Origin of the sequence: Streptomyces sp. VNUA24 (genome assembly GCF_029167005.1) — a bacterium.
GTDB lineage: Bacteria > Actinomycetota > Actinomycetes > Streptomycetales > Streptomycetaceae > Streptomyces > Streptomyces scabiei.
In genome coordinates this window covers 2,005,342-2,031,007 of the sequence record NZ_CP119143.1, presented here as the reverse complement: position 1 = coordinate 2,031,007, position 25,666 = coordinate 2,005,342, and the positions used below count along the sequence as shown (strand labels likewise).

Annotated in this window: 20 protein-coding genes; 18 read left to right on the top strand and 2 right to left on the bottom strand. The window is 72.3% G+C overall.

What is annotated here, in order from left to right:
• The first annotated feature begins 2 nt into the window (after positions 1 to 2).
• The 7 genes from PYR72_RS08490 to folP all read left to right on the top strand — a co-directional run bounded on the left by PYR72_RS08490 (position 3) and on the right by folP (position 10,692).
• A complete protein-coding gene (locus PYR72_RS08490) occupies positions 3 to 989 on the top strand; it encodes an ABC transporter substrate-binding protein (protein ID WP_275454715.1) in 987 nt (328 codons plus the stop codon).
• A gap of 237 nt (positions 990 to 1,226) precedes the next feature.
• Positions 1,227 to 3,665: an FAD-dependent oxidoreductase gene (locus tag PYR72_RS08485; protein ID WP_275454714.1), complete on the top strand. Its 2,439-nt coding sequence runs from the start codon at positions 1,227 to 1,229 to the stop codon at positions 3,663 to 3,665.
• Positions 3,666 to 3,701: 36 nt separating this feature from the next.
• Positions 3,702 to 4,562, top strand: coding sequence for a bifunctional methylenetetrahydrofolate dehydrogenase/methenyltetrahydrofolate cyclohydrolase (locus tag PYR72_RS08480; protein ID WP_275454713.1), 861 nt, complete (start codon positions 3,702 to 3,704; stop codon positions 4,560 to 4,562).
• Positions 4,563 to 4,620: 58 nt separating this feature from the next.
• A complete protein-coding gene (locus PYR72_RS08475; protein WP_275454712.1) occupies positions 4,621 to 5,853 on the top strand; it encodes a sarcosine oxidase subunit beta family protein in 1,233 nt (410 codons plus the stop codon).
• Between the two features lie 12 nt (positions 5,854 to 5,865).
• Complete coding sequence (locus PYR72_RS08470) at positions 5,866 to 9,096, top strand: sarcosine oxidase subunit delta family protein (RefSeq protein ID WP_275454711.1); 3,231 nt, start codon at positions 5,866 to 5,868, stop codon at positions 9,094 to 9,096.
• Positions 9,089 to 9,691, top strand: a complete 603-nt coding sequence (locus PYR72_RS08465) for a sarcosine oxidase subunit gamma family protein (protein WP_275454710.1) — start codon at positions 9,089 to 9,091, stop codon at positions 9,689 to 9,691. Before PYR72_RS08470 ends, PYR72_RS08465 begins: the two co-directional genes overlap by 8 nt.
• A gap of 137 nt (positions 9,692 to 9,828) precedes the next feature.
• Complete coding sequence (folP, locus tag PYR72_RS08460) at positions 9,829 to 10,692, top strand: dihydropteroate synthase (RefSeq protein ID WP_275460362.1); 864 nt, start codon at positions 9,829 to 9,831, stop codon at positions 10,690 to 10,692.
• Between the two features lie 9 nt (positions 10,693 to 10,701).
• Here the strand turns inward: folP and PYR72_RS08455 are convergent, their stop codons facing one another.
• A complete protein-coding gene (locus PYR72_RS08455) occupies positions 10,702 to 11,499 on the bottom strand; it encodes an IclR family transcriptional regulator (RefSeq protein WP_275454709.1) in 798 nt (265 codons plus the stop codon).
• A gap of 403 nt (positions 11,500 to 11,902) precedes the next feature.
• Between PYR72_RS08455 and PYR72_RS08450 the strand changes: the two genes are divergently transcribed.
• The 9 genes from PYR72_RS08450 (at position 11,903) to PYR72_RS08410 (ending at position 23,302) form a co-directional block, all read left to right on the top strand.
• Positions 11,903 to 12,988 (top strand): S-(hydroxymethyl)mycothiol dehydrogenase, encoded by a 1,086-nt coding sequence (locus PYR72_RS08450; protein ID WP_275454708.1) that lies wholly within the window; start codon positions 11,903 to 11,905, stop codon positions 12,986 to 12,988.
• Entirely contained in the window at positions 12,985 to 13,617 is a 633-nt protein-coding gene (locus PYR72_RS08445; protein ID WP_275454707.1) for an MBL fold metallo-hydrolase, read from the top strand. Before PYR72_RS08450 ends, PYR72_RS08445 begins: the two co-directional genes overlap by 4 nt.
• A 42-nt stretch (positions 13,618 to 13,659) precedes the next feature.
• Positions 13,660 to 14,793, top strand: a complete 1,134-nt coding sequence (locus PYR72_RS08440; RefSeq protein ID WP_275454706.1) for an aromatic ring-hydroxylating dioxygenase subunit alpha — start codon at positions 13,660 to 13,662, stop codon at positions 14,791 to 14,793.
• 218 nt (positions 14,794 to 15,011) lie between these two features.
• Positions 15,012 to 16,193: an FAD-dependent oxidoreductase gene (locus PYR72_RS08435; RefSeq protein WP_275454705.1), complete on the top strand. Its 1,182-nt coding sequence runs from the start codon at positions 15,012 to 15,014 to the stop codon at positions 16,191 to 16,193.
• Positions 16,194 to 16,251: 58 nt separating this feature from the next.
• Positions 16,252 to 17,511 (top strand): serine hydroxymethyltransferase, encoded by a 1,260-nt coding sequence (gene glyA / locus PYR72_RS08430; RefSeq protein WP_275454704.1) that lies wholly within the window; start codon positions 16,252 to 16,254, stop codon positions 17,509 to 17,511.
• A 67-nt stretch (positions 17,512 to 17,578) separates the two neighbouring features.
• Complete coding sequence (locus PYR72_RS08425; protein ID WP_275454703.1) at positions 17,579 to 18,961, top strand: L-serine ammonia-lyase; 1,383 nt, start codon at positions 17,579 to 17,581, stop codon at positions 18,959 to 18,961.
• A 56-nt stretch (positions 18,962 to 19,017) separates the two neighbouring features.
• Entirely contained in the window at positions 19,018 to 19,875 is an 858-nt protein-coding gene (gene fdhD, locus PYR72_RS08420) for a formate dehydrogenase accessory sulfurtransferase FdhD (RefSeq protein WP_275454702.1), read from the top strand.
• A 127-nt stretch (positions 19,876 to 20,002) separates the two neighbouring features.
• Positions 20,003 to 21,526, top strand: coding sequence for an ABC transporter substrate-binding protein (locus tag PYR72_RS08415; protein WP_275454701.1), 1,524 nt, complete (start codon positions 20,003 to 20,005; stop codon positions 21,524 to 21,526).
• Between the two features lie 6 nt (positions 21,527 to 21,532).
• Positions 21,533 to 23,302 carry an ABC transporter permease subunit gene (locus PYR72_RS08410; RefSeq protein ID WP_275454700.1) on the top strand — a complete coding sequence of 590 codons (1,770 nt, stop codon included), beginning with the start codon at positions 21,533 to 21,535 and terminating at the stop codon, positions 23,300 to 23,302.
• Between the two features lie 65 nt (positions 23,303 to 23,367).
• Here PYR72_RS08410 and PYR72_RS08405 read toward each other — a convergent pair whose 3' ends face one another.
• Positions 23,368 to 23,667: a hypothetical protein gene (locus tag PYR72_RS08405; RefSeq protein WP_275454699.1), complete on the bottom strand. Its 300-nt coding sequence runs from the start codon at positions 23,665 to 23,667 to the stop codon at positions 23,368 to 23,370.
• Positions 23,668 to 23,784: 117 nt separating this feature from the next.
• Here PYR72_RS08405 and PYR72_RS08400 point away from each other — a divergent pair, with 117 nt between their 5' ends.
• Positions 23,785 to 24,825: a sulfotransferase gene (locus tag PYR72_RS08400; RefSeq protein ID WP_275454698.1), complete on the top strand. Its 1,041-nt coding sequence runs from the start codon at positions 23,785 to 23,787 to the stop codon at positions 24,823 to 24,825.
• An 85-nt stretch (positions 24,826 to 24,910) separates the two neighbouring features.
• Positions 24,911 to 25,627, top strand: a complete 717-nt coding sequence (locus tag PYR72_RS08395; RefSeq protein WP_275454697.1) for a DUF5701 family protein — start codon at positions 24,911 to 24,913, stop codon at positions 25,625 to 25,627.
• The last annotated feature ends 39 nt before the right edge of the window (positions 25,628 to 25,666 follow it).

The window sequence follows — 25,666 nt, the reverse complement described above, 5'->3', positions numbered from 1 at the left end:
CCATGGCAAGGCAAGCAAGACGATGGAGAGTCGGCGCGGCCGGCATCGCGGTTCTCGGCCTCACCCTCACCGCCTGCGGCGGAGCGAAGGTCGGTGACGAGTCCTCGGAGGCGGGCGGCTCGGGTGGCTCGGGCGGCTCCGCGAAGTGCGGCACCTTCAACCTCGCGGTCAACCCGTGGGTCGGCTACGAGGCCAACGCGGCGGTCATCGCCTACGTCGCGGAGAAGGACCTCGGCTGCAAGGTCACCAAGAAGGACCTGAAGGAGGAGATCGCCTGGCAGGGCTTCGGGACCGGTGAGGTGGATGCGGTCGTCGAGAACTGGGGCCACGACGACCTGAAGAAGAAGTACATCACCGACCAGAAGACCGCCGTGGACGCCGGCGCGACCGGCAACGAAGGACTGATCGGCTGGTACGTGCCGCCGTGGCTGGCCAAGGCGCACCCGGACATCACCGACTGGAAGAACCTCAACAAGTACGCGGCGAAGTTCAAGACCTCCGAGTCCGGCGGCAAGGGCCAGCTCCTCGACGGCGACCCGTCGTTCGTCACCAACGACGAGGCGCTGGTCAAGAACCTGAAGCTGGACTACAAGGTCGTGTACGCGGGCAGCGAGACGGCCCTCATCCAGACCTTCCGCAAGGCGGAGAAGAACAAGGAATGGGTGATCGGCTACTTCTACGAGCCCCAGTGGTTCATGTCCGAGGTCCCGCTGGTGAAGGTCAAGCTGCCCGACTACAAGCAGGGCTGCGACGCCGACGCCGAGAAGGTGGCCTGCGACTACCCGGTCTACACGCTGGACAAGATCGTGGCCAAGAAGTTCGCCGAGTCGGGCAGCCCCGCCTATGACCTGGTGAAGAAGTTCAGCTGGACCAACGACGACCAGAACATCGTGGCCAAGTACATCGCCGTGGACAAGATGACCCCCGAGGCCGCGGCCAAGAAGTGGGTCGACGCCAACCGCGTCAAGGTGGACGCCTGGCTCAAGTAGGGCCGCGGACCGGACGCGGGAATCCGGTCGGACCATGCCCGGTGGGCGGCGCGCGCGTCATGTGTGCCGCCCACCGGGCATCGCCGTGTCCGGGCCCCGTTCTCCCCCTGTTTTCCGAGGTCCCGGGACCCTTGACACCCACCTGCGCGGAGGGCACATTGAGTTGCGCAACCTGAACCGCGTTGCGTAAACAGCAACTCGATCGGCTCGACTGATCAACAGACCGGAGGTGCGGCGATGGCGGGACCCCGAGTGGTCATCATCGGAGCGGGAGTCGTGGGAGCGGCTCTCGCGGACGAGATCTCCGCACGAGGCTGGACCGAGGTGACCGTGGTCGACCAGGGCCCGCTCCCCGCCACCGGGGGCTCCACGTCACACGCCCCGGGCCTGGTCTTCCAGACGAACTCGTCCAAGACGATGACCGAGCTGGCCCGGTACACCGTCGAGAAGTTCTGCTCCCTCGACGTGGACGGCAAGCCCTGCTTCCTCCAGGTCGGCGGACTCGAAGTGGCCACCACCCCCGAGCGCCTGACCGAACTGCGGCGCCGCCACGGCTGGATCACCGCCTGGGGCATCGAGTCCCGTCTGCTCACCGCGGACGAGTGCCTCGAGCAGCACCCGCTGGTCAACCCCGACAAGGTCCTCGGCGGCCTCCTGGTCCCCACCGACGGCCTCGCCAAGGCCGTCCTCGCCGTCGAGGCACAGATCCGCCGGGCCACCGAGCGCGGTGTGACCTTCCTGGCCCGCCACGAGGTCCTCGACGTGCTGAAGGCCGACGGCGAGGTCACCGGCGTCCTGACCGACCAGGGCGAGATCCCGGCCGACATCGTGGTGTGCTGCGCCGGCATCTGGGGCCCGAAGATCGCCCGCATGGCCGGCATGAACCTCCCGCTGACCCCGCTGGCCCACCAGCTCGCCTGGACCGGCCCGGTCCCGGCGCTCGCCGGCCAGACCGAGGAGGCGATCCGGCCGATCCTGCGCCACCAGGACGCCGACCTCTACTACCGCGACCGCTTCGACGGCATCGGCATCGGCTACTACGGCCACCGCCCGATGCCCATCACCGCCGACGAGATCCTCTCCGTGGACGAGGCCGCCGGCATGCCGTCGGTCCTGAAGTTCACCGAGGACGACTTCGCGGACGCCTGGACCGAGACCCAGGCACTGCTTCCCTCCACCAAGGAGGCGAAGATCGAGGAGGGCATCAACGGCCTGTTCTCCTTCACCACCGACAACTTCCCGCTGCTCGGCGAGTCCCGGGACGTCAAGGGCTTCTGGGTCGCCGAGGCGGTCTGGGTCACCCACTCCGCCGGCGTCGGCCGGGCCATGGCCGAATGGCTGGTCGACGGCTACTGCTCCTCCTTCGACCTGCACGAGTGCGACGTCAACCGCTTCGAGCCGCACCAGCTCTCCCCGGAGTACGTCCTGGCCCGCGACTGCCAGAACTTCGTCGAGGTCTACGACATCCTCCACCCCCTCCAGCCCTCCGGCGACCCGCGCCCGATCCGCACCAGCCCCTTCCACGCCCGCCAGCAGGAGCACGGCGCCTTCTTCCTGGAGGCGAACGGCTGGGAGCGCCCGCAGTGGTACGAGGCCAACGCCGGCCTCGTCGAGGGCCGCTCCATCCCCACCCCGAACGACTGGGCCGCCCGGTTCTGGTCGCCGATCGTCGGCGCCGAGGCCCAGGCCACCCGCGAGACCGTCGCCCTGTACGACATGACGGCCCTCAAGCGCCTGGAGGTGAGCGGCCCCGGCGCCGCCGACCTCCTGGAGCGCCTGTGCACCGGCAAGGTCGCCAAGTCCGTCGGCTCGGTCACCTACACCCTCTTCCTCGACCACGACGGCGGCATCCGCAGCGACGTCACCGTCGCCCGGCTCGCCCACGACACCTTCCAGATCGGCGCCAACGGCAACATCGACCTGGACTGGATCACCCGCCACCTCCCGGCCGACGGCACCGTCCAGGTCCGTGACATCACCCCCGGCACCTGCTGCATCGGCCTGTGGGGCCCGCTGGCCCGCAAGGTCCTCCAGCCCCTCACCGACGCCGACTTCAGCAACGACGGCCTGAAGTACTTCCGCGCCAAGCAGGCGTACATCGGGTCGGTGCCCGTCACCGCGATGCGCCTGAGCTACGTCGGCGAACTCGGCTGGGAGATCTACACCACCGCCGACCAGGGCCAGAAGCTCTGGGACACCCTCTGGGAGGCGGCCAGGCCGCTGGGCGGAGTCATCGCCGGCCGCGGCGCCTTCAACAGCCTCCGCCTGGAGAAGGGCTACCGCTCCTTCGGCACCGACATGACCTACGAGCACGACCCCTACGAGGCCGGCGTCGGCTTCGCCGTCAAGCTCGACAAGGACGACTTCATCGGCAAGGACGCGCTGCTGCGCCGCAAGGAGAACGTCCGGCGCAAGCTGTCCTGCCTCGTCGTCGACGACCCCCGGTCGGTCGTCCTCGGCAAGGAACCCGTCCTCGACGGGGACCGGACGGTCGGCTACGTCACCAGCGCCGCCTACGGCTACACCATCGGCAAGGGCATCGCCTACGCCTGGCTCCCGACGGAACTCACGGCCCCCGGGACCGTGCTGCACATCGGCTACTTCGACCAGCGCGTCGAGGCCGTCGTCACCGAGGAGCCCCTGTTCGACCCCACCATGTCCCGCCTCCGTGGCTGACACCCGCCACGACCGCAGAGGGAAGGAACACCGCCGGTGAACGCACAGCTGCTCGACGGCAAGGCGACCGCCGCCGACATCCGCCGCGAACTCACGGAGCGGGTGGCCAAGTTGACCGCCGACGGCGGCCGCCCGCCGGGCCTCGGCACCGTCCTGGTCGGCGAGGACCCCGGAAGTCACGCCTATGTCGCGGGCAAGCACCGCGACTGCGCCCAGGTCGGCATCGCCTCCATCCGCCGCGAACTGCCCGCCGACGCCACCCAGCAGCAGGTCGAGGACGTCATCGACGAGCTGAACGCCGACCCGGCCTGCACCGGCTACATCGTCCAGCTCCCGCTGCCCCGCCACCTGGACGCCAACGCCGTCCTGGAACGCATGGACCCGGCCAAGGACGCCGACGGACTGCACCCCGTCAACCTCGGCCGGCTCACCCTCGGCGTCGACGCCCCGCTGCCCTGCACCCCGCGCGGCATCGTCGAACTCCTGCGCCGCCACGACGTGCCGCTCGCCGGCGCCCGGGTCTGCGTGGTCGGCCGGGGCATCACCGTCGGCCGCCCCATCGGCCTGCTGCTCACCCGCCGCTCCGAGAACGCCACCGTCACCCTGTGCCACACCGGCACCAAGGGCCTGGCCTGGCACACCCGCGAGGCCGACATCGTCATCGCGGCCGCCGGCTCACCGGGACTGATCACCAAGGACATGCTGCGCAGCGGCGCGGCCGTCCTGGACGTCGGCATCACCCGCACCGACCAGGGCCTGGTCGGCGACATCCACCCGGACGCCGCCCAGGTCGCCGGCTGGATCGCGCCGATGCCCGGCGGAGTGGGCCCCATGACCCGCGCGATGTTGCTGGCCAACGTCGTCGAGGCCGCCGAGAGGAACGCCACCGCCGTATGAACGCGCACGCCCCCGCCTCCCCGCTCCACCCGTACCCTTCGGAAGACGGAGACGTCCGATGAGCCCCCGTACCCCCGGCGCAGACCTCCCCGAGCACCCCGACTGGCTGTGGCGCGACCCCGAGCCGAAGAAGTCGTACGACGTAGTGATCGTCGGCGGCGGCGGCCACGGCCTGGCCACCGCCCACTATCTGGCGAAGAACCACGGCATCACCAACGTCGCGGTGCTGGAGAAGGGCTGGCTCGGCGGCGGCAACATGGCCCGCAACACCACGATCATCCGCTCCAACTACCTGTGGGACGAGAGCGCAGGCATCTACGAGCACGCCCTCAAGCTCTGGGAGGGACTGGAGGAGGAGCTCGACTACCCGATCCTCTTCTCCCAGCGCGGTGTGCTGAACCTCGCGCACAGCCTGCAGGACGTCCGCGACAGCGTGCGCCGCGTGGAGGCCAACCGCCTCAACGGCGTCGACGCGGAATGGCTCGACGCCGACGGCGTCAAGGACGTCTGCCCGATCGTCAACATCTCGCCGGACGTGCGCTACCCGGTCCTCGGCGCCACCTACCAGCCGCGCGCGGGCATCGCCAAGCACGACCACGTGGCCTGGGGCCTGGCCCGCTCCGCCGACGCCGCCGGCATCGACATCATCCAGAACTGCGAGGTCACCGGCCTCGACGTGGTCGACAACCGGGTCGTCGGCGTGCGGACGACCCGGGGCCGTATCGCGGCCGGCAAGGTCGCGCTCTGCTCGGCGGGCCACACCTCGGTCCTCGCCGCCATGGCGGGCATCCAACTGCCCGTCCAGTCCCACCCGCTGCAGGCCCTGGTCTCCGAACTCCTGGAGCCGGTGCACCCCACGGTCGTGATGTCCAACGCCGTCCACGTGTACGTCAGCCAGGCGCACAAGGGCGAGCTGGTGATGGGCGCGGGCATCGACGCGTACAACTCGTACACGCAGCGCGGTGCCTTCCACATCATCGAGGAGCAGATGGCCGCGGCCCTGGAACTGTTCCCGGTCTTCGCCCGCGCCCATGTGCTGCGCACCTGGGGCGGCATCGTCGACGTCAGCCCCGACGCCTCACCGATCGTCGGGCTCAGCCCCGTCGACAACCTCTACCTCAACTGCGGCTGGGGAACCGGCGGGTTCAAGGCCACCCCGGGCGTCGGCTGGGTCTACGCCCACACCATCGCCCACGACACCCCGCACGCCCTCAACGCCCCCTTCTCGCTCGACCGTTTCACCACCGGCGCGCTCGTCGACGAGCACGGCGCGGCCGCGGTGGCCCACTAGGGAGCCCCACACATGCTGCTCATCACCTGCCCGTGGTGCGGGCCCCGCGACGAGGCCGAGTTCCACTACGGAGGCCAGGCCCACGTGGCCTACCCCGAGACCCCCTCGGCCCTCACCGACGAGGAGTGGGCCCGCTACCTCTTCTTCCGCGACAACACCAAGGGCCCCTTCGCCGAACGCTGGAGCCACGCGGCGGGCTGCCGTCGCTGGTTCAACGCGGTGCGCGACACCTCCACGAACGAGATCCTGTCGGTGTACCGCTCGGGCGAGGAACGCCCGGAGACCCCGGAGAGGATCACATCTCAGCCGAGGCCGGCATCACCAGCCCGTCCGGCGCTTGAGGACGAGGCCGTTCAGGCCGAAGGGGGGTCCGGGGGCGCAGCCCCCGTGGAGGGGACGGGTAGGGGCGGCGGGGGCGAGACAACCCAACCGTTCCGCCACCCCACCCGAGGCCGCGTCGACCGCGACACCCTCCTCACGTTCACCTTCGACGGCACCGAGTACCAGGGCCACCAGGGCGACACCCTCGCCTCCGCCCTCCTCGCCAACGGCGTCATCCAGGCGGGCACCAGCATCAAGCTCGGCCGCCCCCGCGGCATCTTCTCCGCCGGCGTCGAGGAACCCAACGCGGTCATCCAGATCGAGGAACCCTTCCCCGAGCCGATGCTGCCCGCGACCACCGTCGAGCTGTACGACGGCCTGGTCGCCACCAGCCTCCCCGGCCAGGGCCGCCTCGCCACCGAACCCGACCCGGCCCGCTACGACGCCGTCCACGCCCACTGCGACCTGCTGGTCGTGGGCGCGGGCCCGGCCGGCCTCGCGGCGGCCGCCGCGGCGGCGAACAGCGGCGCCCGCGTCATCCTCGCCGACGACCAGCCCGAACCGGGCGGCAGCCTCCTCGGCACCGCCGAACACCTCGACTGGGTGGGCGAGACCGCCGCACTGCTCGACGCCGCCCCCGAGGTCCGCGTCCTGCGCCGCACCACCGTCTTCGGCTACTACGACGACAACCACCTCCTCGCCGTCGAACGCCGCACCAACCACCTCGGCGGCGCGGCGCCCGCGGACGTCTCCCGGGAACGCGTCTGGCGCATCCGCGCCCGCCGCGTCGTCCTCGCCACCGGCGCCCACGAACGCTCCCTGGCCTTCGCGGACAACGACCGGCCCGGCGTGATGCTGGCCTCCTCGGCCCGCACCCACGTCAACCGCCACGGCGCCCTGCCCGGCCGTCACGCGGTCGTCTTCACCACCAACGACAGCGCCTACGCGGCGGCCCTGGACCTCGCCTCGGCGGGCCTGGGCATCGCGGCGATCGTCGACACCCGCCCCGAGCCGGGGGAGTGGGCCGAGCGCGCCACGGCCGCCGGCATCGAGGTCCTGGCCGGGCACGCCGTCACCGGCACGGAGGGCGCCCCCCGCCTCACCGCCGTGACCGTCGCCCCGTACGGGGAGTCCGCAGGGCAGCGGGAGTTCGCCGCCGACCTGCTGTTGGTCTCCGGCGGCTGGAACCCCGCGGCGCACCTGTTCAGCCAGTCCGGCGGCAAGCTGCGCCACGACGAGACGCTGGGCTCCTTCGTCCCCGACACCGGCCGCCAGGCCGTCGAGGTCGTGGGCGGCGCGAGCGGTCTCCTCGACACCGCCGGTGTCCTCGCCCAGGGCGCCGCCGCCGGTGCCCGCGCGACCGAGGCCGAGGGGTACACACCCGAGGAACCCCGCCTGCCCGCCGTGCCGGCGCAGCCCCGGCCGACCCCGGCGATGCATGTGTACATCGTGCCGGGCGAGTCGGACGCCCCCCGGTTCGTCGACCTCCAGCGTGATGTCACGGTGGCCGACCTGGCCCGTGCGACCGGCGCCGGCCTCCGCTCGGTGGAGCACACCAAGCGGTACACCACGGCCGGCACGGCCAACGACCAGGGCAAGACCTCCGGCGTGCTGGCCGGCGGTGCCGTCGCCGAACTCCTCGGCGTGGACGTCTCGTCCCTCGGCACGACCACGTTCCGCCCGCCGTACACCCCCGTCTCCTTCGCCGCGCTCGCGGGCCGCGACCGGGGCGTGCTGAGCGACCCGGTCCGCACGACCGCCCTGCACGAGTGGCACGTCGGGCACGGCGCGCTGTTCGAGAACGTCGGCCAGTGGAAGCGCCCCTGGTACTACCCGCAGGACGGCGAGGACATGGAGACCGCGGTGCTGCGCGAGTGCGCGGCGACCCGGGAGGGTGTGGGCTTCATGGACGCCTCCACCCTCGGCAAGATCGACGTCCAGGGCCCGGACGCCGGTGTCTTCCTCGACCTGCTCTACACCAACATGATGAGCACCCTCAAGGTCGGCATGATCCGCTACGGCGTCATGTGCCGCCCCGACGGCATGGTCTTCGACGACGGCACGGTCATCCGCGTGGCCCAGGACCGCTACCTGGTCACCACGACGACCGGCAACGCGGCCACCGTGCTCGACTGGATGGAGGAGTGGCTCCAGACGGAGTGGCCCGAACTCAAGGTCCACTGCACCTCCGTGACCGAACAGTGGGCCACGGTCGCCCTGGTCGGCCCCAGGTCCCGCGAGGTGATCGGCTCCCTCGCACCTGAACTGGCCGTGTCCAACGAGGACTTCCCGTTCATGGCCTGGCGCGCGACGACCGTCGCGGGCATCGAGGCCCGGGTCTGCCGGATCAGCTTCTCCGGCGAACTCGCCTACGAGATCAACGTCTCGCCCTGGGAGGCCCTGACGCTCTGGGAGGCGCTGTACGAGGCCGGCGCCCCGTACGGCATCACCCCGTACGGCACCGAGACCATGCACGTCCTGCGCGCCGAGAAGGGGTACCCGATCATCGGCCAGGACACCGACGGCACGGTCACCCCGCAGGACCTCGGCATGAGCTGGGTCGTCTCCAAGAAGAAGTCGGACTTCGTCGGCAAGCGGTCCTACAGCCGCCCCGACACCGTCCGGCCCGACCGCAAGCACCTGGTCGGCCTGCTGCCCGAGGACCCGGGCGACTTCCTCCCCGAGGGCACCCACCTGGTCGCCGACAGCGTGCTGCCGGCCCCGCCCGTCCCGATGCTCGGCCACGTCACCTCCAGCTACCGCAGTGCCGCTCTCGGCCGGACCTTCGCGCTCGCCCTGGTCAAGGGCGGCCGGGACCGCATCGGCGAGCGGCTGTACGCCCCCGTGGGCGACCGACTGGTCCCCGTGACCGTCGCGAGCCCCGTCCTCTACGACCCCGAGGGAGCCCGCCGCGATGGCTGACACCGCCCTGACCGCCCGGCCCCGCAGCCCCCTGTCGGGGGCCGCCGACCGGCTGGCCGCCGCCACCCGCGCCTCCGGGGGCGCGATCCGGCTGGCCGAACTCCCCTTCCTGACCCAGCTCGACGTACGTCTCGATCCCAAGGGGGCGGCGGCGGACGCCGTCGGTCTCGCGCTGGGCCTGCCGCTGCCCCTGGAGCCCGACACCGTCGTCCGGGCGGGCGAGCTGACCGCGCTGTGGCTCGGCCCCGACGAGTGGCTGCTCGTGGGGCCGCCGGGCGGCGCGCGCGAGCTGGAGAACCGGATCCGTGAGGCCGCCGGAGAGGAGCACGTCTCCGTCACGGACGTCTCAGCGCAGCGCACCACGGTCCTGGTCGCCGGCGCGGGCGCCCGTGACCTGCTGGCGCACGGCTGCTCGCTGGACCTGCACCCGAGGGCCTTCGGCCCCGGCCGCTGCGCCCAGACCACCCTGGGCCGCACCCAGGTCGTGCTGGTCGCACGCGAGGAGCCCGGCGCGGGCTTCTGGGTCCTGGTCCGTTCCTCGTTCGCCGGATACCTGGCCGACTGGCTGCTCGACGCGGCGACGGAGTACGTCTGAGGTATGCGGGTCCCTGTCAGCACGTCGAAAGTCGGACACCGGTGACCGTCACGATCCACGCCCCCGCCACGCCCGCGCACCCGGGCACGCCGGACCTGCACCCGCACGGGCTGCCCAGGCCCGGCCGGACGCTGGTGATGGGCGTCGTGAACGTCACGCCGGACTCGTTCTCCGACGGCGGGCTGTCGTTCGCGGCCGACGCGGCCGTGGCCCACGGCCGCGCCCTGCTGGAGCAGGGCGCGGACCTCGTGGACGTGGGCGGCGAGTCGACCCGCCCCGGCGCGGCGCGCCCGCCGGTCGAGGAGGAGCTGCGCCGGGTGCTGCCCGTCGTCCGGGCCCTCGCGGCCGAAGGCGCGGTCGTCAGCGTCGACACCATGCGGGCCGAGGTCGCCGCGCGCGCCCTGGAGGCGGGCGCGCGGCTGGTCAACGACGTCTCGGGGGGCCTCGCCGATCCGGGGATGCTGCCCCTCATGGCGCGGGCGGGGGTGCCGTACGTGCTGATGCACTGGCGTGGCCACTCCGCCGGGATGCAGGCGAACGCCGTCTACGGCGACGTGGTCGACGAGGTGCTCGGCGAGGTGCGGCTGCGGATCGACGCGGCCCTGGAGGCGGGCGTCCCGCCCGGCTCGCTGATCGTCGATCCCGGGCTGGGCTTCGCCAAGACGCCCGAGCACAACTGGGAACTGCTGGCCCGTCTCGGGGAGGTCCGCGCGCTGGGCCGTCCCGTCCTGCTGGGCGCGTCCCGCAAGGCGTTCCTGGGCCGGCTCCTGGCCGACCGGACGACCGGGGAGCCGCGCCCGGCGCGGGAGCGAGACGCCGCGACCGCCGCCGTGTCCGTGCTCGCCGCCGCGCAGGGCGTCTGGTGCCTGCGCGTGCACGACGTCGCCTCGACGCTGGACGCGGTGCGGGTGACGGCCCGCTGGGGCGCCGAGACGGTGGTGGCGGCGCGGGCGCCGCTGGGCCGAGCGTTCCGCGCGGACGCCTCCGGGCTGCACACGTAGCGCGGGCGGTCAGCCCAGATAGCCCATCCTGCGGCTGATCTCCTCGGCGCCCCGCGTCAGCGCGGGCACCAGTGAGCTCATACGCTCCTCGGTGAAGCGGTAGGCCGGTCCGGAGGCGCTGAGCGCGGCGATGACCTCGCCCTCGCGGGAGCGGATCGGGGCCGCCATCGCGTGGAGTCCGATCTCCAGCTCCTCCATCGTCACCGCGTAGCCGCGGGCGCGTGCCTCGGCGAGATCCTTCTCCAGCTTCGTACGGGCGGTCAGGGTGTGCGGCGTCAGCTTCCGCAGCCCGGACGCCTCCAGCACCTCGGCGCGGCGCCGCTCCGACAGATGGGCCAGCAGGATCTTGCCGCTGGACGTGGCGTGCACGGGGGTGAGCTGGCCGACCCAGTTGTGGGTGCCGACCGCGCCCGGTCCGCGTACCTGGTGGAGGTTGACCGCGTAGTGCTCCTGCAGCACCGCGATGTTGACGGTCTCGCCGATCTCCTCGCTGAGCCGCTCGCAGACCTGCCGGCCCTGCTGGGTGATGTCGAGCCTGCCCGTGACGGCGCCGGCGAGCCTGACGATCCCGAAACCCAGCCGGTACTTGCCCCGCTCGGCCGTCTGCTCGACCAGTCCACGTGCCTCCAGCGCCCCGAGGAGCCGGAACGCGGTGGACTTGTGGACGTCGATCTCGGCGGCGACCTCGCTGACCCCGGCCTCGCCGCGCCGGGCGAGGATCTCCAGCACGCTGACGGCGCGGTCGACGGACTGCACACCGTTCACCGCGGGCCCCGTTGTTGCGCTCTCTGCCGCGTAGTTGCTCATAGTGCAACTATACGCAGCCGCGCCCGAAGATCCCGAGAGGGTCGCGCTTCCGGGCGGACCTGGCCGGAACCGATCGCCCGCATGGTCGCACGGCCCTTCCCGTCCGGGGAAGAGGGCGGCGCCGGGGGAGTCCGGGCAAGTCGGTGCGACCGACCTCTTGACAGTGGGTGTCCCCAAGGAGACAGTTTGGTCGTCGTTGCTCATAGCGAAGATGGTTGCGCTATATGGAACACGGCGGCGGTGGCTCGGCCACGGTCCCTGTCCGGGCGCCGACGCAGTCACTCCCTCCCTTCCCGCCCTCCCTTCCTCGCCGACAGCTCCGGGGAGCGATCGGCGTCCGCCCGCCATCCAGCACATCCGGCCGAAGCACGGATTCGGCCGTCCCTCGACGAGGAGATCGACCGTGACACACGAGGTACGCGCCGTCGTCGCCCGCAAACAGGGCGCCCCGGTCTCGGTGGAGACCGTCCTGGTGCCGGACCCCGGCCCCGGAGAGGCGCTGGTGCGGGTGCAGGCCTGCGGTGTCTGCCACACCGACCTGCACTACCGGGAGGGCGGCATCAACGACGACTTCCCGTTCCTGCTCGGCCATGAGGCCGCGGGCGTGGTGGAGTCGGTCGGCGAGGGCGTCACCGACGTCGCCCCCGGCGACTTCGTCATCCTCAACTGGCGCGCCGTGTGCGGGACCTGCCGGGCCTGCCGCAGGGGCAGGCCCTGGTACTGCTTCGCCACGCACAACGCCACGCAGCCGATGACCCTCGTCGACGGCACCCCGCTCTCCCCGGCCCTCGGCATCGGCGCCTTCGCCGAGAAGGCCCTGGTCGCCGCCGGACAGTGCACCAAGGTGGACCCGATGGCCGCGCCCGCCGCCGCCGGCCTCCTCGGCTGCGGTGTGATGGCCGGCTTCGGCGCGGCGGTCAACACCGGCGGCGTGGGACGCGGTGACTCCCTCGCGGTGATCGGCTGCGGCGGGGTGGGCATGGCCGCGATCGCGGGCGGCAAGGTCGCCGGCGCCGGCCGCATCATCGCCGTCGACGTGGACGAGCGGAAGCTGAAGTGGGCCGAGCGGTTCGGCGCCACCGACACCGTCGACGCGTCCAGGACCGACGCCGTCGAGGCGATCCGCGAACTCACCGGCGGCTTCGGCGCGGACGTCGTCGTGGACGCGGTGGGCCGCCCCGAGACCTTCAGACAGGCCTTCTACGCCCGTGACCTGGCCGGCACCGCCGTCCTGGTGGGTGTCCCCACGCCCGAGCTGAAGCTCGAACTGCCGCTGCTGGACGTCTTCGGCCGCGGTGGCGCGCTGAAGTCCTCCTGGTACGGCGACTGCCTGCCCTCCCGCGACTTCCCCGCCCTGATCGACCTCTACCTCCAGGGCCGCTTCGACCTCGGCGAGTTCGTCACCGAGACCATCGGCCTGGACGACGTCGAGGCCGCGTTCGCCAAGATGCACCACGGCGACGTCCTGCGTTCGGTGGTGGTCCTGTGACCGCCCGCATCGAGCGCCTCGTCACCTCCGGCACCTTCGAACTGGACGGCGGCAGCTGGGAGGTCGACAACAACGTCTGGCTGATCGGCGACGACGAGGAGGTCCTGGTCGTCGACGCCGCACACGACGCGGACACCATCTCGGCCGCCGTCGGCGGCCGGCGCCTGGTCGCCGTGGTGTGCACCCACGCCCACAACGACCACGTCAACGCCGCCCCGGCCGTGGCCGCCCGCCACGGCGCGCCCATCCTGCTCCACCCCGCCGACACCGTGCTGTGGACGATGGCGCACGGCGAGGACGCCCCCGACTTCCGGGAACTGGCCGAGGGCGAGACCCTGACCGTCGCCGGCGTCGAGCTGACGGTGCTCCACACGCCCGGCCACGCGCCCGGCGCGGTCTGCCTCCACGCGCCCGCGCTGGACGCCCTGTTCTCCGGCGACACCCTCTTCCAGGGAGGCCCCGGGGCCACCGGCCGGTCCTTCTCGGACTTCGGCACCATCATCGCCTCCGTCCGGGACCGGCTGCTGACGCTCCCCGCCGGCACCACCGTCCACACCGGTCACGGCGACACCACCACGATCGGGGCCGAGGCGCCCCACCTCGACGAGTGGATCGCCCGCGGCCACTGAGCACCCCCGCCACCGCTTCCCGAATTTCCCGAAGGTGACTCGATGACCCTCACGAATCTGCCGCCCAGCCTGATCCCCACGCTGTCCGGCGAGTACTACACGGACCCCGGAGTGTTCGCCCAGGAGCAGGAGCGGGTCTTCGAGGCCATGTGGTTCTGTGTGGCCCGCGCCTCCGAACTGGCCAAGCCCGGCGCGTTCCGCACCTACCAGGTCGGCCGCGAGAGCGTCCTCGTCTCCCGCTCCCGGGACGGCTCGGTCAAGGCATTCCTCAACATCTGCCGGCACCGCGGGGCCAAGCTCTGCCTGGAGGAGTCGGGCGAGGTCAAGCGGGCCTTCCAGTGTCCGTACCACGCCTGGACGTACGGCCTGGACGGCAAGCTGGTCGCCGCGCCGAACCTGACCTCGATGCCGGACATCGACCGCACCGAGTACGGCCTGATCAACGTCCATGTGCGGGAGTGGCTCGGCTATGTGTGGGTCTGCCTGGCCGACGAGCCGCCGTCCTTCGAGGCCGACGTGCTGGGCGCGGTCGTCGAGCGGCTCGGCGACCTGGAGTCCATCGAGCGGTACGACATCGACAATCTCTCCGTGGGGCGTCGGATCACGTACGACGTGAAGGCGAACTGGAAGCTGATCATCGAGAACTTCATGGAGTGCTACCACTGCGCCACGATCCATCCGGAACTGACAGAGGTGCTGCCGGAGTTCGCGGACGGGTATGCCGCCCAGTACTACGTGGGCCACGGTGCGGAGTTCGGTGAGGAGGTGCAGGGGTTCACGGTCGACGGCTCCGAGGGTCTGGACCGTATCCCGGGTGTCGCGGAGGACCAGGACCGCCGCTACTACGCGATCACCGTCCGGCCGCAGGTGTTCATCAACCTCGTCCCCGACCACGTGATCTTCCACCGCATGTACCCGATGGCGGCGGACCGCACGATCGTGGAGTGCGACTGGCTGTACCTGCCCCACGTCGTGGACAGCGGCAAGGACGTGGAGCGCTCGGTGGAGCTGTTCCACCGGGTGAACCAGCAGGACTTCGACGCCTGTGAGCGCACCCAGCCGGCGATGAGCTCCAAGGCGTACGCCAAGGGCGGTGTGCTGGTGCCCAGCGAGCACCACATCGGCGAGTTCCACACCTGGCTGCAGAACAAGCTCGACGTCGGCCCCGCGCACTGACCTCGCGGCGCCCCCGCGAACCCCCGTCCACCTGCCGATCCGGTCCCTCCGGCAGGTGGACGGGCCAGGGCGAGGGAGTTGCGTTCGATGCAACTGTGAGCGTCATCGGGAACGCTCGATGGGTCCGCCCTCTTGACACTCCCGAACTCCACCGAAACCATGTTGCGCATAACGCGTGTCGTTGTGCCATGTGAGACATCCCTTCGTCAGGAGCCCGCATGAGGAGCATCACCGTCGTCGGAGCGTCACTGGCGGGCCTGAGCACGGTCCGCGCGCTGCGCACCGAGGGCTACGACGGCGAGATCGTCGTCGTGGGGGAGGAGCGCCACACCCCCTACGACCGCCCCCCGCTGTCCAAGGACTTCCTGAAGGGTGACATCGACGCCGACGCGCTCGCGCTCGGGGACGCCGCCGAGTACGACGACCTGGACGTGCACTGGCTGCTCGGCGAACGCGCGGTCCGTCTCGACGCCGTGGCCCGGACCGTCACCCTGACCGGAGGACGCCAGGTCCGCACCCACGGTGTGGTCGTCGCCACCGGTGCGAGTCCCCGCACGCTCCCCGGTGCCGACGGACTGGCCGGCGTGCACACCCTGCGCACCCTGGACGACGCCCTCGCCCTGCGGGCCGAGTTGCTGGACGGTCTCCCCAGGGTCGTCGTCATCGGCGCCGGCTTCATCGGCGCCGAGGTGGCCTCCACCGCCCACCGGCTCGGGCTGCACGTCACCCTCGTCGAGGCGGCCGAGGTGCCACTGGAGCGCCAACTCGGCCGCGACATGGGCCTGGTCTGCTCCTCCCTGCACACCGATCACGGCGTCGACCTGCTGTGCGGCACGGGCGTGGCCGAACTGCTCGGCCGGGACCGGGTCACCGGCGTCCGGCTGGCGGACGGGCGCGTGCTGCCCGCCGACGTGGTCGTGGCCGGTGTGGGCGTCCGGCCGAACACCGACTGGCTCGCGGGCTCCGGGGTCCTGGTGGACGACGGCGTGGTGTGCGACACCGGCTGCGCGACCACCGTCCCGGGCGTCGTCGCCGTCGGGGACGTGGCCCGCTGCCCCCACCCCTTCACCGGCCGCCACGCCCGCATCGAGCACTGGAGCAACGCCACCGAGCAGGCGAGGACCGCCGCCCGGACCCTGCTGACGGGGGTGTCCGCCCCGGCCCCGCCCACCGCCCCGTACTTCTGGTCCGACCAGTACCGCACCCGCATCCAGCTCGCCGGGTACGTCGTCCCGGGCGCCGAGCCCGAGATCGTCGAGGGCGACCTCGACAGCCGTACGTTCACGGCCGTCTACCGGCACGAGGGCAGCCCCGTGGCCGTGCTCTCCCTCAACCAGCCGAAGTTCTTCAACCGGCTCCGCCGCACGCTCGTCCCCGCCGCCGCGGTCGCCGTGTCCTGAGCGCTCCGCCCCCGAACGCCCCGCCTCCTCCCTCCGGAACCCGCACAGGAGACCGCCGATGACCCTGCTCAACCAGTCCCTGCACGACCTCGACCCCGAGGTCGCGGCCGCCGTCGACGCCGAGCTGCACCGCCAGCAGTCCACCCTGGAGATGATCGCCTCCGAGAACTTCGCCCCCCTCGCGGTCATGGAGGCGCAGGGCACGGTCCTGACCAACAAGTACGCCGAGGGCTACCCGGGCCGCCGCTACTACGGCGGCTGCGAGCACGTCGACGTCACCGAGCAGATCGCGATCGACCGGCTGAAGGAGCTGTTCGGCGCCGAGTACGCCAACGTCCAGCCGCACTCGGGTGCCTCCGCCAACCAGGCCGCCCTGTTCGCGCTGGCCCAGCCCGGCGACACCATCCTCGGCCTGGACCTGGCCCACGGCGGCCACCTCACCCACGGCATGAAGATCAACTTCTCGGGCAAGCAGTTCAACGTCGTGCCCTACCACGTGGACGACTCGGGCCTGGTCGACATGGACGAGGTCGAGCGGCTGGCCAAGGAGCACCGCCCGAAGGTGATCATCGCGGGGTGGTCGGCGTATCCGCGGCAGCTGGACTTCGCCGCGTTCCGCCGGATCGCCGACGAGACCGGCGCGCTGCTGTGGGTGGACATGGCGCACTTCGCCGGTCTGGTGGCGGCCGGGCTGCACCCCAACCCCGTCGAGTACGCCGACGTGGTCACCTCCACGACCCACAAGACGCTCGGCGGGCCGCGCGGCGGCATCATCCTCGCCCGGAGCAAGGAGTTCGCCAAGAAGCTCAACTCCTCCGTCTTCCCCGGGTTCCAGGGCGGTCCGCTGGAGCACGTGATCGCGGCGAAGGCGGTCTCCTTCAAGGTCGCCGCGAGCGAGGAGTTCAAGGAGCGCCAGCGGCGCACGGTCGAGGGCGCGCAGATCCTCGCCGGGCGGCTGACGGCCCCCGACGCTCGCGCCGCGGGTGTCGACGTGCTGTCGGGGGGCACGGATGTGCACCTGATCCTGGTCGACCTGCGCCACTCCGAGCTGGACGGGCAGCAGGCCGAGGACCGTCTCCACGAGGTCGGCATCACCGTCAACCGCAACGCGGTCCCCAACGACCCGCGTCCGCCGATGGTGACCTCCGGCCTGCGGATCGGCACCCCGGCCCTGGCCACCCGCGGCTTCACCGCGGAGGACTTCACCGAGGTCGCCGACGTCATCGCCGAGGCCCTCAAGCCCTCCTACGACACCGAAGCCCTCAAGGCCCGGGTCAAGGCCCTCGCCGACAAGCACCCGCTCTACCCCGGCCTGTGACCGACAACCTCCCGCAGGGCGCGCGCCGTCACCGCCGGCGCGCCCCTTCAACTCCACGGAGCGTGGCGTGGCAATCAGCGTCTTCGACCTCTTCTCGATCGGCATAGGCCCGTCCAGCTCGCACACCGTGGGCCCGATGCGTGCCGCCGGGATGTTCGTCAGGCGGCTGAAGCAGGACGGGATGCTCGCCCAGACCGCCGCCGTACGGGCCGAGTTGTTCGGTTCGCTGGGCGCGACCGGCCACGGCCACGGCACCCCCAAGGCGGTGCTGCTCGGGCTGGAGGGCAACGAGCCGCACACGGTCGACGTCACGCAGGCCGACGTGGACGTCGATCGGATCCGTGCCACCGGGCGCCTGCGTCTCCTCGGCGCGGAGATCGGTCCCGCCCACGAGGTCGCCTTCGACGCCTCGGCCCATCTGGTCCTGCACCGCAGGCGGTCACTGCCGTACCACGCCAACGGCATGATCCTCTTCGCGTACGACGGCGACGGCGTCCTCCTGCTGGAGAAGACGTACTACTCCGTCGGCGGCGGCTTCGTCGTCGACGAGGAAGCCGCCGGCGCGGACCGCATCAAGCTCGACGACACCGTGCTGCCCCATCCGTTCAGCACCGGCGACGAACTGCTGCGGCTCGCCCGGGAGACGGGGCTGTCGATCTCCGCGCTGATGCTGGAGAACGAGAAGGCGTGGCGTACCGAGGACGAGATCCGCGCGGGCCTGCTGGAGATCTGGCGTGTCATGGAGGCGTGCGTCTCCCGCGGGCTGGGCCGCGAGGGCATCCTCCCCGGCGGTCTGAAGGTCCGCCGCCGGGCGGCCGCGGCCGCCCGTGCGCTGCGCAGCGAGGGCGATCCGCTGCCCCGCGCCATGGAGTGGATCACGCTCTACGCGATGGCCGTGAACGAGGAGAACGCCGCCGGCGGACGGGTCGTCACCGCGCCGACGAACGGCGCGGCCGGCATCATCCCCGCCGTCCTGCAGTATTTCCTGGAGTTCGTGCCGGGCGCCGACGAGGACGGCATCGTCCGCTTCCTGCTCGCCGCCGGCGCGATCGGTCTGCTCTTCAAGGAGAACGCCTCCATCTCCGGCGCCGAGGTCGGCTGCCAGGGCGAGGTCGGCTCCGCCTGCTCCATGGCGGCGGGCGGCCTTGCCGAGGTCATGGGCGGCAGCCCCGAACAGGTGGAGAACGCCGCCGAGATCGGCATGGAGCACAACCTCGGCCTCACCTGCGACCCCGTCGGCGGCCTCGTCCAGATCCCCTGCATCGAACGCAACGGCATGGCCGCCGTCAAGGCCGTCACCGCCGCCCGGATGGCCCTGCGGGGCGACGGCCGTCACCATGTCTCCCTCGACAAGGTCATCAAGACCATGAAGGAGACCGGCGCCGACATGAAGGTCAAGTACAAGGAGACCGCCCGCGGCGGCCTCGCCGTCAACGTCATCGAGTGCTGAGGGCGGCCGGGGAGCACCGGCGGCGGACCCGACGACAGAACGGGGAGTGAGGCTTCATGGGCCGGGTCACCGAGCGCCGCCGGGTGCTGCGGATCAGGGACGGGGCACCGAGCACCCGCCCCGACACGCTGGTCGCCGAGGAGCCGATGGAGATCCGGCTGGGCGGCAGACCGCTGGCCGTCACCATGCGCACACCCGGCGACGACTTCGCCCTGGCCGCCGGGTTCCTGGTGAGCGAGGGCGTCGTGAGCCGGGCCTCGGACGTGGCGAACATCGTGTACTGCGCGGGCGCCACCGAGGACGGCCGGAACACCTACAACGTCGTCGACGTCCGGCTCGCCCCCGGTGTGCCGCTGCCCGACATCACCCTGGAGCGCAACGTCTACACCACCTCCTCGTGCGGCCTGTGCGGGAAGGCGAGCCTCGACGCCGTACGGACCACGGCCCACTGGCCCCTCGCCGACACGCCTCCGGTCCGGGTCACCCCCGAACTGCTGGCCCTCCTGCCCGACCGGCTGCGGGCCGCGCAACAGGTGTTCGACCGGACCGGCGGACTGCACGCTGCCGGGCTGTTCTCCCCCGAGGGCGACCTGCTGGACCTGCGGGAGGACGTCGGCCGGCACAACGCCGTGGACAAGGTGGTCGGCCGCGCGCTCCGGTCCGGTGAACTCCCGCTGTCCCGGAGCATCCTGCTGGTCTCCGGACGGGCCTCCTTCGAACTGGTCCAGAAGGCCGTCATGGCGGGCATCCCCGTCCTCGCCGCCGTCTCCGCACCGTCATCCCTCGCCGTGGACCTGGCCGTCGAGACCGGACTCACCCTCGTCGGCTTCCTGCGCGGCGGCTCCATGAACGTCTACGCGGGCGAGCACCGGCTCGACCTGAAGGCGGAGGCGGCGGCCGTCTCCGGCGCCTGACCCCCTCTCGCCGACCGGCGGGGGCCCTGTCAGCTTGGTAAGGCTTACCTAATAGACTGATCGCGCCCCCGGATGCCGCAGCCGCGCGCCGGGGGCGCGATCCGCCCGCCGCACGACAGGACCGACCATGCGCACCACCACCCGCCGCCTTCTGACGGCCCTCGCCCTCACCCCGGTGCTCGCCGGCTGCTTCGCCTCCGGGGAGGACGGATCGGGTGCGAGCGGGGCGCAGGGAGCCGGCGGCCGCCTGCGGATAGCCCTCGCGGTGCCGCCCGTCCAGGCCCTGTCGCCGTACAGCAACGACGCCACCGTGCTCAGCAAGCTCTCCGTGGCCGAGGGACTCACCGCCCTGGACGAGAACGGCGCCGCCGCACCCGCCCTGGCGAAGTCCTGGACCCGGAAGAACGACACCACCTGGGTGTTCGAACTGCGCAAGGCCACCTTCCAGGACGGCACCGACGTCACCGCCGAGTCGGTCGTCAACGCGCTCGACCACGCGAACGAGGCCGAGACCAAGCCGCGCGTCCTGAGCGACATCACGCTGACCGCCGAGGCTGACGACAAGGACACCGTCACCCTCACCACGAAGACGGCCGACCCCGTCCTCCCGCTGCGGCTCGCCAGCCCCGCCCTCGGCATCCTCGCCGCGAAGGCGTACGCCGACGACGGCACCGTCAGCCCCGTCGGCACCGGCACCGGCCCGTTCACGATCACCAAGTTGACCGGAAAGACCAAGGCCACCCTCGACCGCTACGACGGCTACTGGGGCGGCAAGGCCAAGAGCCCCGGCATCGACGTCAGCTGGATCGCCGACGGCACCGCCCGCGCCAACGCCCTGCGCGGCGGCGACGTGGACATCGCCGAGTGGATCCCCACCGCCCAGGCGAAGCTCCTCGACGCGAAGACGCGGCACGAAGTGCCCTCCGTCCGCACCGACAGCCTGATCCTCAACACCCGCGGCGGCCTCCTCGCCGACGACGGACTGCGCGCCGCCGCCCGTGCGGCCGTGGACGGCGGTGTCCTCGTCGACTCCGTCTTCGGCGGATACGCGGACCCCGCCGAGGGGCTGTTCGGGCCGGCCGTCTCCTGGGCCGCCGACCGGCGGGTCGAGGTGACCGGCCGGGCGAAGGCCGCGACCACCGCACAGGTGAAGTCGGAGACCAAGGGCAGCATCCTGCGCCTGGCCACGTACACCAACCGCGCCGAACTCCCCGAGGCCGCCTCGGTCCTCCAGCAGCAGCTGGAGAAGGCCGGGTTCACTGTGAAGCAGGACGTGCGCGAGTACACGCAGATGGAGGCCGACCTCCTCGCGGGCCGGTACGACGCCCTCGTCTTCTCCCGGGTCACGCTCCTCGACACCGGCGACGCGGTGGCCTACCTCGCCAGCGACTTCACCGGGGACGGCGTCTACAACATCGCGGGCCTGAAGGACACCGCGGTCGACAAGGCCATCAAGTCCGCCGCCGCGGAGGGCGACACGGCCGAGCGGCAGAAGAAGATCATGCGGGCCGAGGCGGAGATCCTGCGCACCGACGCCGTCGTCCCGCTGGTCCACGAGAAGGTCGTCCAGGGCATCGCCGGTGATGTCGAGGGCGTCCTGCTCGACCCCCGCGAGCGCTCCCTCGTCGACGTCGACACCCACCTGAAGTAACCGCCGATGAGCACCATGCCGCCGGCCGGCGCCCGAAGCCTCCCGACCCGGTGGCGCGCGGGCGCCGGCCGGGTCGCGGCGGCGACCGCGCTGCTGGCCGCCGTCGCCTTCCTGCCCTGGCTGTCCGGTATCGACCCCGCCCTGACCGTGCTGCGCGCCCGCTCCGCCGACCAGGACCCCACTTCGGCCCAGCTGGCCGCCGTACGCGAACAACTGGGCCTGGACGAGGGGCCGTTCGCCCATATCGGGCGATGGGCGGCCGGGCTGGCGCGCGGCGACGCGGGTGTCTCCTGGGTGTCGGGGGAACCGGTGCTGCCGCAGGTGACGACCGCTCTCGCGGTCTCCGTGACGCTCATGCTCGGCGCGTTCGCGGTCACCGTGGTGGTGGCCGCGCTGGTCTGCGCCCGCACCCTGCGCCTCGGCGCGCGGCGCGGACTGCGGCGCACGCGGGCGGGGACCGGCGCCGCCGTCCTCGCCGCGCTGCCCAAGTTCCTGCTCGCCTCCCTGCTGGCGACGGTGTGCGGGGTGTGGCTCGGCTGGTTCCCCTCCCAGGGCTGGGAGGGGCCGCGCTCGATGGTGCTGCCCGCCCTCGCCCTCGGCGTGCCCTCCGGAGCGATGATCGGCGGGCTGCTCGACCAGTCCCTGCCCGCCGCCTTCAACGAGCCGTGGGCCCGCACCTGGCGCGCCTTCGGACATGGCGGTGGCCGCATCGCGCGCACCGCGCTGCGGCGCGCCCTGGCCGGAGTGCTCCCCCAGCTCCTGCCGACCGTCGTCGCCCTGGTCGGCGGCGCGGTCGCGGTGGAGAAGATCTTCAACATCCCGGGCCTCGGCCGGCTCGCGCTGGACGCGGCCGTCGCCCAGGACCTGCCGCCGCTGCAGACCGCGACCCTGGCCCTGGTCCTGCTCGGCGTCTGCGCCGGCTTCGCGATCCGGGCCGCGCGCCACGCCCTGCTCGGCCCCGCCCTGCGGGACGGCGCCCTGCCCGCCCTCCATCCGCCCACGCTCGTACGGACCCGTGCGCTGCCCTGGGTCATCGGCTGCTGCGCGATCACCCTGCTGGCCCTGGTGGTCTCCGGTCTGCTGCGCGACCCCCTCCAGGTGGAGACGACGGCCCGCCTGCTGCCGCCGTCCCTCGCGCACCCGCTCGGCACCGACGCGCTCGGCCGCGATCTGCTGGCCCGGCTCGGCCACGGTGCCCTGCGCACGGTGGGCGTGGCCCTCGTGGTGACCGTGGCCGCCGCCCTCGTCGGACTGGTCGTCGGGACGGCGACGCAGGTGGGGGCCGGGCTGACCGAAGTGGTGTCGACGCTGCCGGCCGTCCTCGCCGGGCTGCTCACGACCGCGGTCACCGGACCGTCGGTCGGGGGCGCCGCGTGCGCGGTGTGCCTGGTGGCCTGGACGCCGTACGCGGCGCAGGCGGCCGCCCTGCTCGAACAGGAACGGGCCAGCGGCCACCTGCTCGCGGCGGTCTCCTTCGGCGCGGGCCCCGCCTACCTCCTGCGCCACCACCTGCTGCCCGCGGTCCTGCCCGCGCTGGTGCGCAACGCGCTGCTGCGCCTGCCCACCACGGTCCTCGTGCTGGCGTCCCTGGGCTTCCTCGGCCTGGGCGAGCAGCCGCCCACTCCGGAGTGGGGGCGCCTGCTCTCGGAGAACCAGCCCTACGCGGAACTGGCCCCCTGGACCGTCCTCGGCCCGGCCGCCGCGCTGGTCCTTCTCTCCGTGCTGTCCGTCTCCACCACGGCCTGGACCCGCACCCGGACGGCGTCCACCGTCTGACGCCGTCCCGCCCTGACGCCGTCCCGCCCGTGGCCGTCGAGGACCGCGCCCCGTGCCGAAGCGGCTCAGGAGACGGCGGCCGCCTCGGCGGTCTCGGCGACCTCGCCGGCGCGCGCCGCCTCGTCCCGCGCCATGCGCAGGAAGCGCCGGATCGCCTCGACGGACATGTCGAGCGCCTCGGACGCGGCGTCCTCGTCGCCGAACATCTGAACGGCCTCGGTGACGGCCACGGCCAGTTCCGTCTCCGCCTTGCGGACCTTGCCCTCGGCCTTGTCCACGGTGTCGACGACCGCCAGCTGGCGGCGCTGCTTCTCCTGGAGTCGCTGTTTGCGGGAGAGTGTCTTGTCGGAGTTCTGCACAGTCATGACCAAGATCATAAGGTTCGGGGCGCGCCCCCATGAAATCGTCAACTCACCCTCCGTGCGGCGGTGTTCGGACGCGCTCGCCCTCCATCACTCGCACGGGATCCGAGAAGGGGGAACATGAGTTCTCTGGCCTTCGTCTTCGGTACGGGACGCAGCGGCTCGACCGCGCTGTCCCGCATCCTCAACTCGCACCCGGACGTCCTGAGCCTCAACGAGTACATGGCCTCGGTGGGCGACGCGTCCTTCCCCACGGGTGAGGTGGACGGCGAGGAGTTCTGGCAGGCCCTCGTCCGGCCCGCGCCGCATTTCGAACGCATGATCCTCAGCGGGGTGCCGCTGCCGGAGTTCCTCTACACCCGTGCCCCCGGCCGCTACGCCGCGGAGACGACGGGCATCCCCGCGCTCTCCCTGATGGTGCTGCCCCATCTGACCGACGACCCGGACGGACTGCTCGACGAACTCGGCGCGGCCGTCACCCGCCGGCCGCGGCGCACCGCCGCCGAGCATCACCGGGCCCTGTTCGGCCTGCTCTGCGACCGGTTCGGCCGCACGGCCGTCGTGGAACGCTCCGGCTACTCGACCGGCTGGGCGCCGGGGCTGCGGGACGCCTTCCCCGAGGCCGGGTTCGTGCACATGTTCCGCGACGGCCCGGACTGCGCCCTGTCGATGAGCCGGCATCCCGGATACCGCGCGATCTCCCTGCTCCGCGAGATCAAGGCCCGCTCCGGCGTCGACAGCTTCGCCGACCTGACCTCCGCACACGTGCGCGCGCTGCCCCCGGACCTGGCGCCCCTGCTCGGCGCACGCTTCGATCCCGCGCTCGTCCGCGACCGCGTCATCCCCCTGCGCACCTTCGGCGCCCTGTGGTCCGAACTCGTCGTCGAGGGAACGGAGTTCCTCGCGGGTCTCCCCGCCGACCGGCGTCGCACGGCCCTCGCCTACGAGAACCTGCTGGACGATCCGGCCGGAGAACTCACCCGGCTGGCGGACTTCGTCGGCGTGGCCCCGCGCCCCGACTGGCTGCGCACCTCGTCCGCCCTGCTGGACCACGGCCGACGCGGTTCGGCCCGCGGCCTGCCCGCCGCCGAACTCGCCGAACTGCGGGCCGCGTGCGAGCGGGGCGAGCACGCCCTCCGGGCCTGGCGTCGACCGCGGTGACACGGCGGACGGGGGCGGCGGGAACATTCGGGCGCGCCGTCTCGTTGCCCCCGCGTCCCTTTCCGCCGCCCTCCCTGGGAGCATCGTGCCGACATCCACGCCCGCAACCTCCGTGGTCCCGCCCGTACTTCCGCCCCTGAGCGCACAGGCCGAGCGACTGATCGAGCTGGGCGTGCACGAACGCGCCGGACTGTCCGCCGACGAGGTGCGTACCTACGCCGAGGCCGCCGAGGCCGTCGCGGCTCCGGCGCCCGGCGCCGACGTCCTGCTCGCCGTCCACCCCGATCTCGCCCCGGCCTCCGCCCTCGCGCCGCTGATGCGCCGGGGCGGAAGGCCCGGTTTCGTCGTCACCGACATGGCCGACGTCGACCGTTTCACGCCCTCCGGCATCGCACTGCCCAAGGCCCGCCTCTATCTCGTCGGCGGTCTCGACCGGGGCGACCACCTGGCCGACCGGAGCCCCGACGAGGCCCTGCCCGCCCTCACCGAGGAGGGCCGCACCCCGCTGCTGCTCACCGAAGGCATCCACTGGGTGCTCCAGCGGCCGGAGGTCCTGGAGCGCAACCACTGCTTCATGACCATCGGCTCCCGGCTGCGCAAGGACAACGGCACACCGGACGCCCGTACCCCCGCGATCTGGATCAGCAACGGCACCGGGCGTGACGGCGTCGAGCGCCGTGACGCGGCCAAGGTCGGCTGGTGCTGGTGGGGCAACCGGCACACCTGGCTGGGCTTCGCCTCCACGACGGGACGCGCGGACGCGGGCGTCCCGGGGGAGAACGGGTCGGCGGCCGGAGTGTGACCGCCCGGCAGATGTGACCCCTCGTGCCGTACGGCGCCC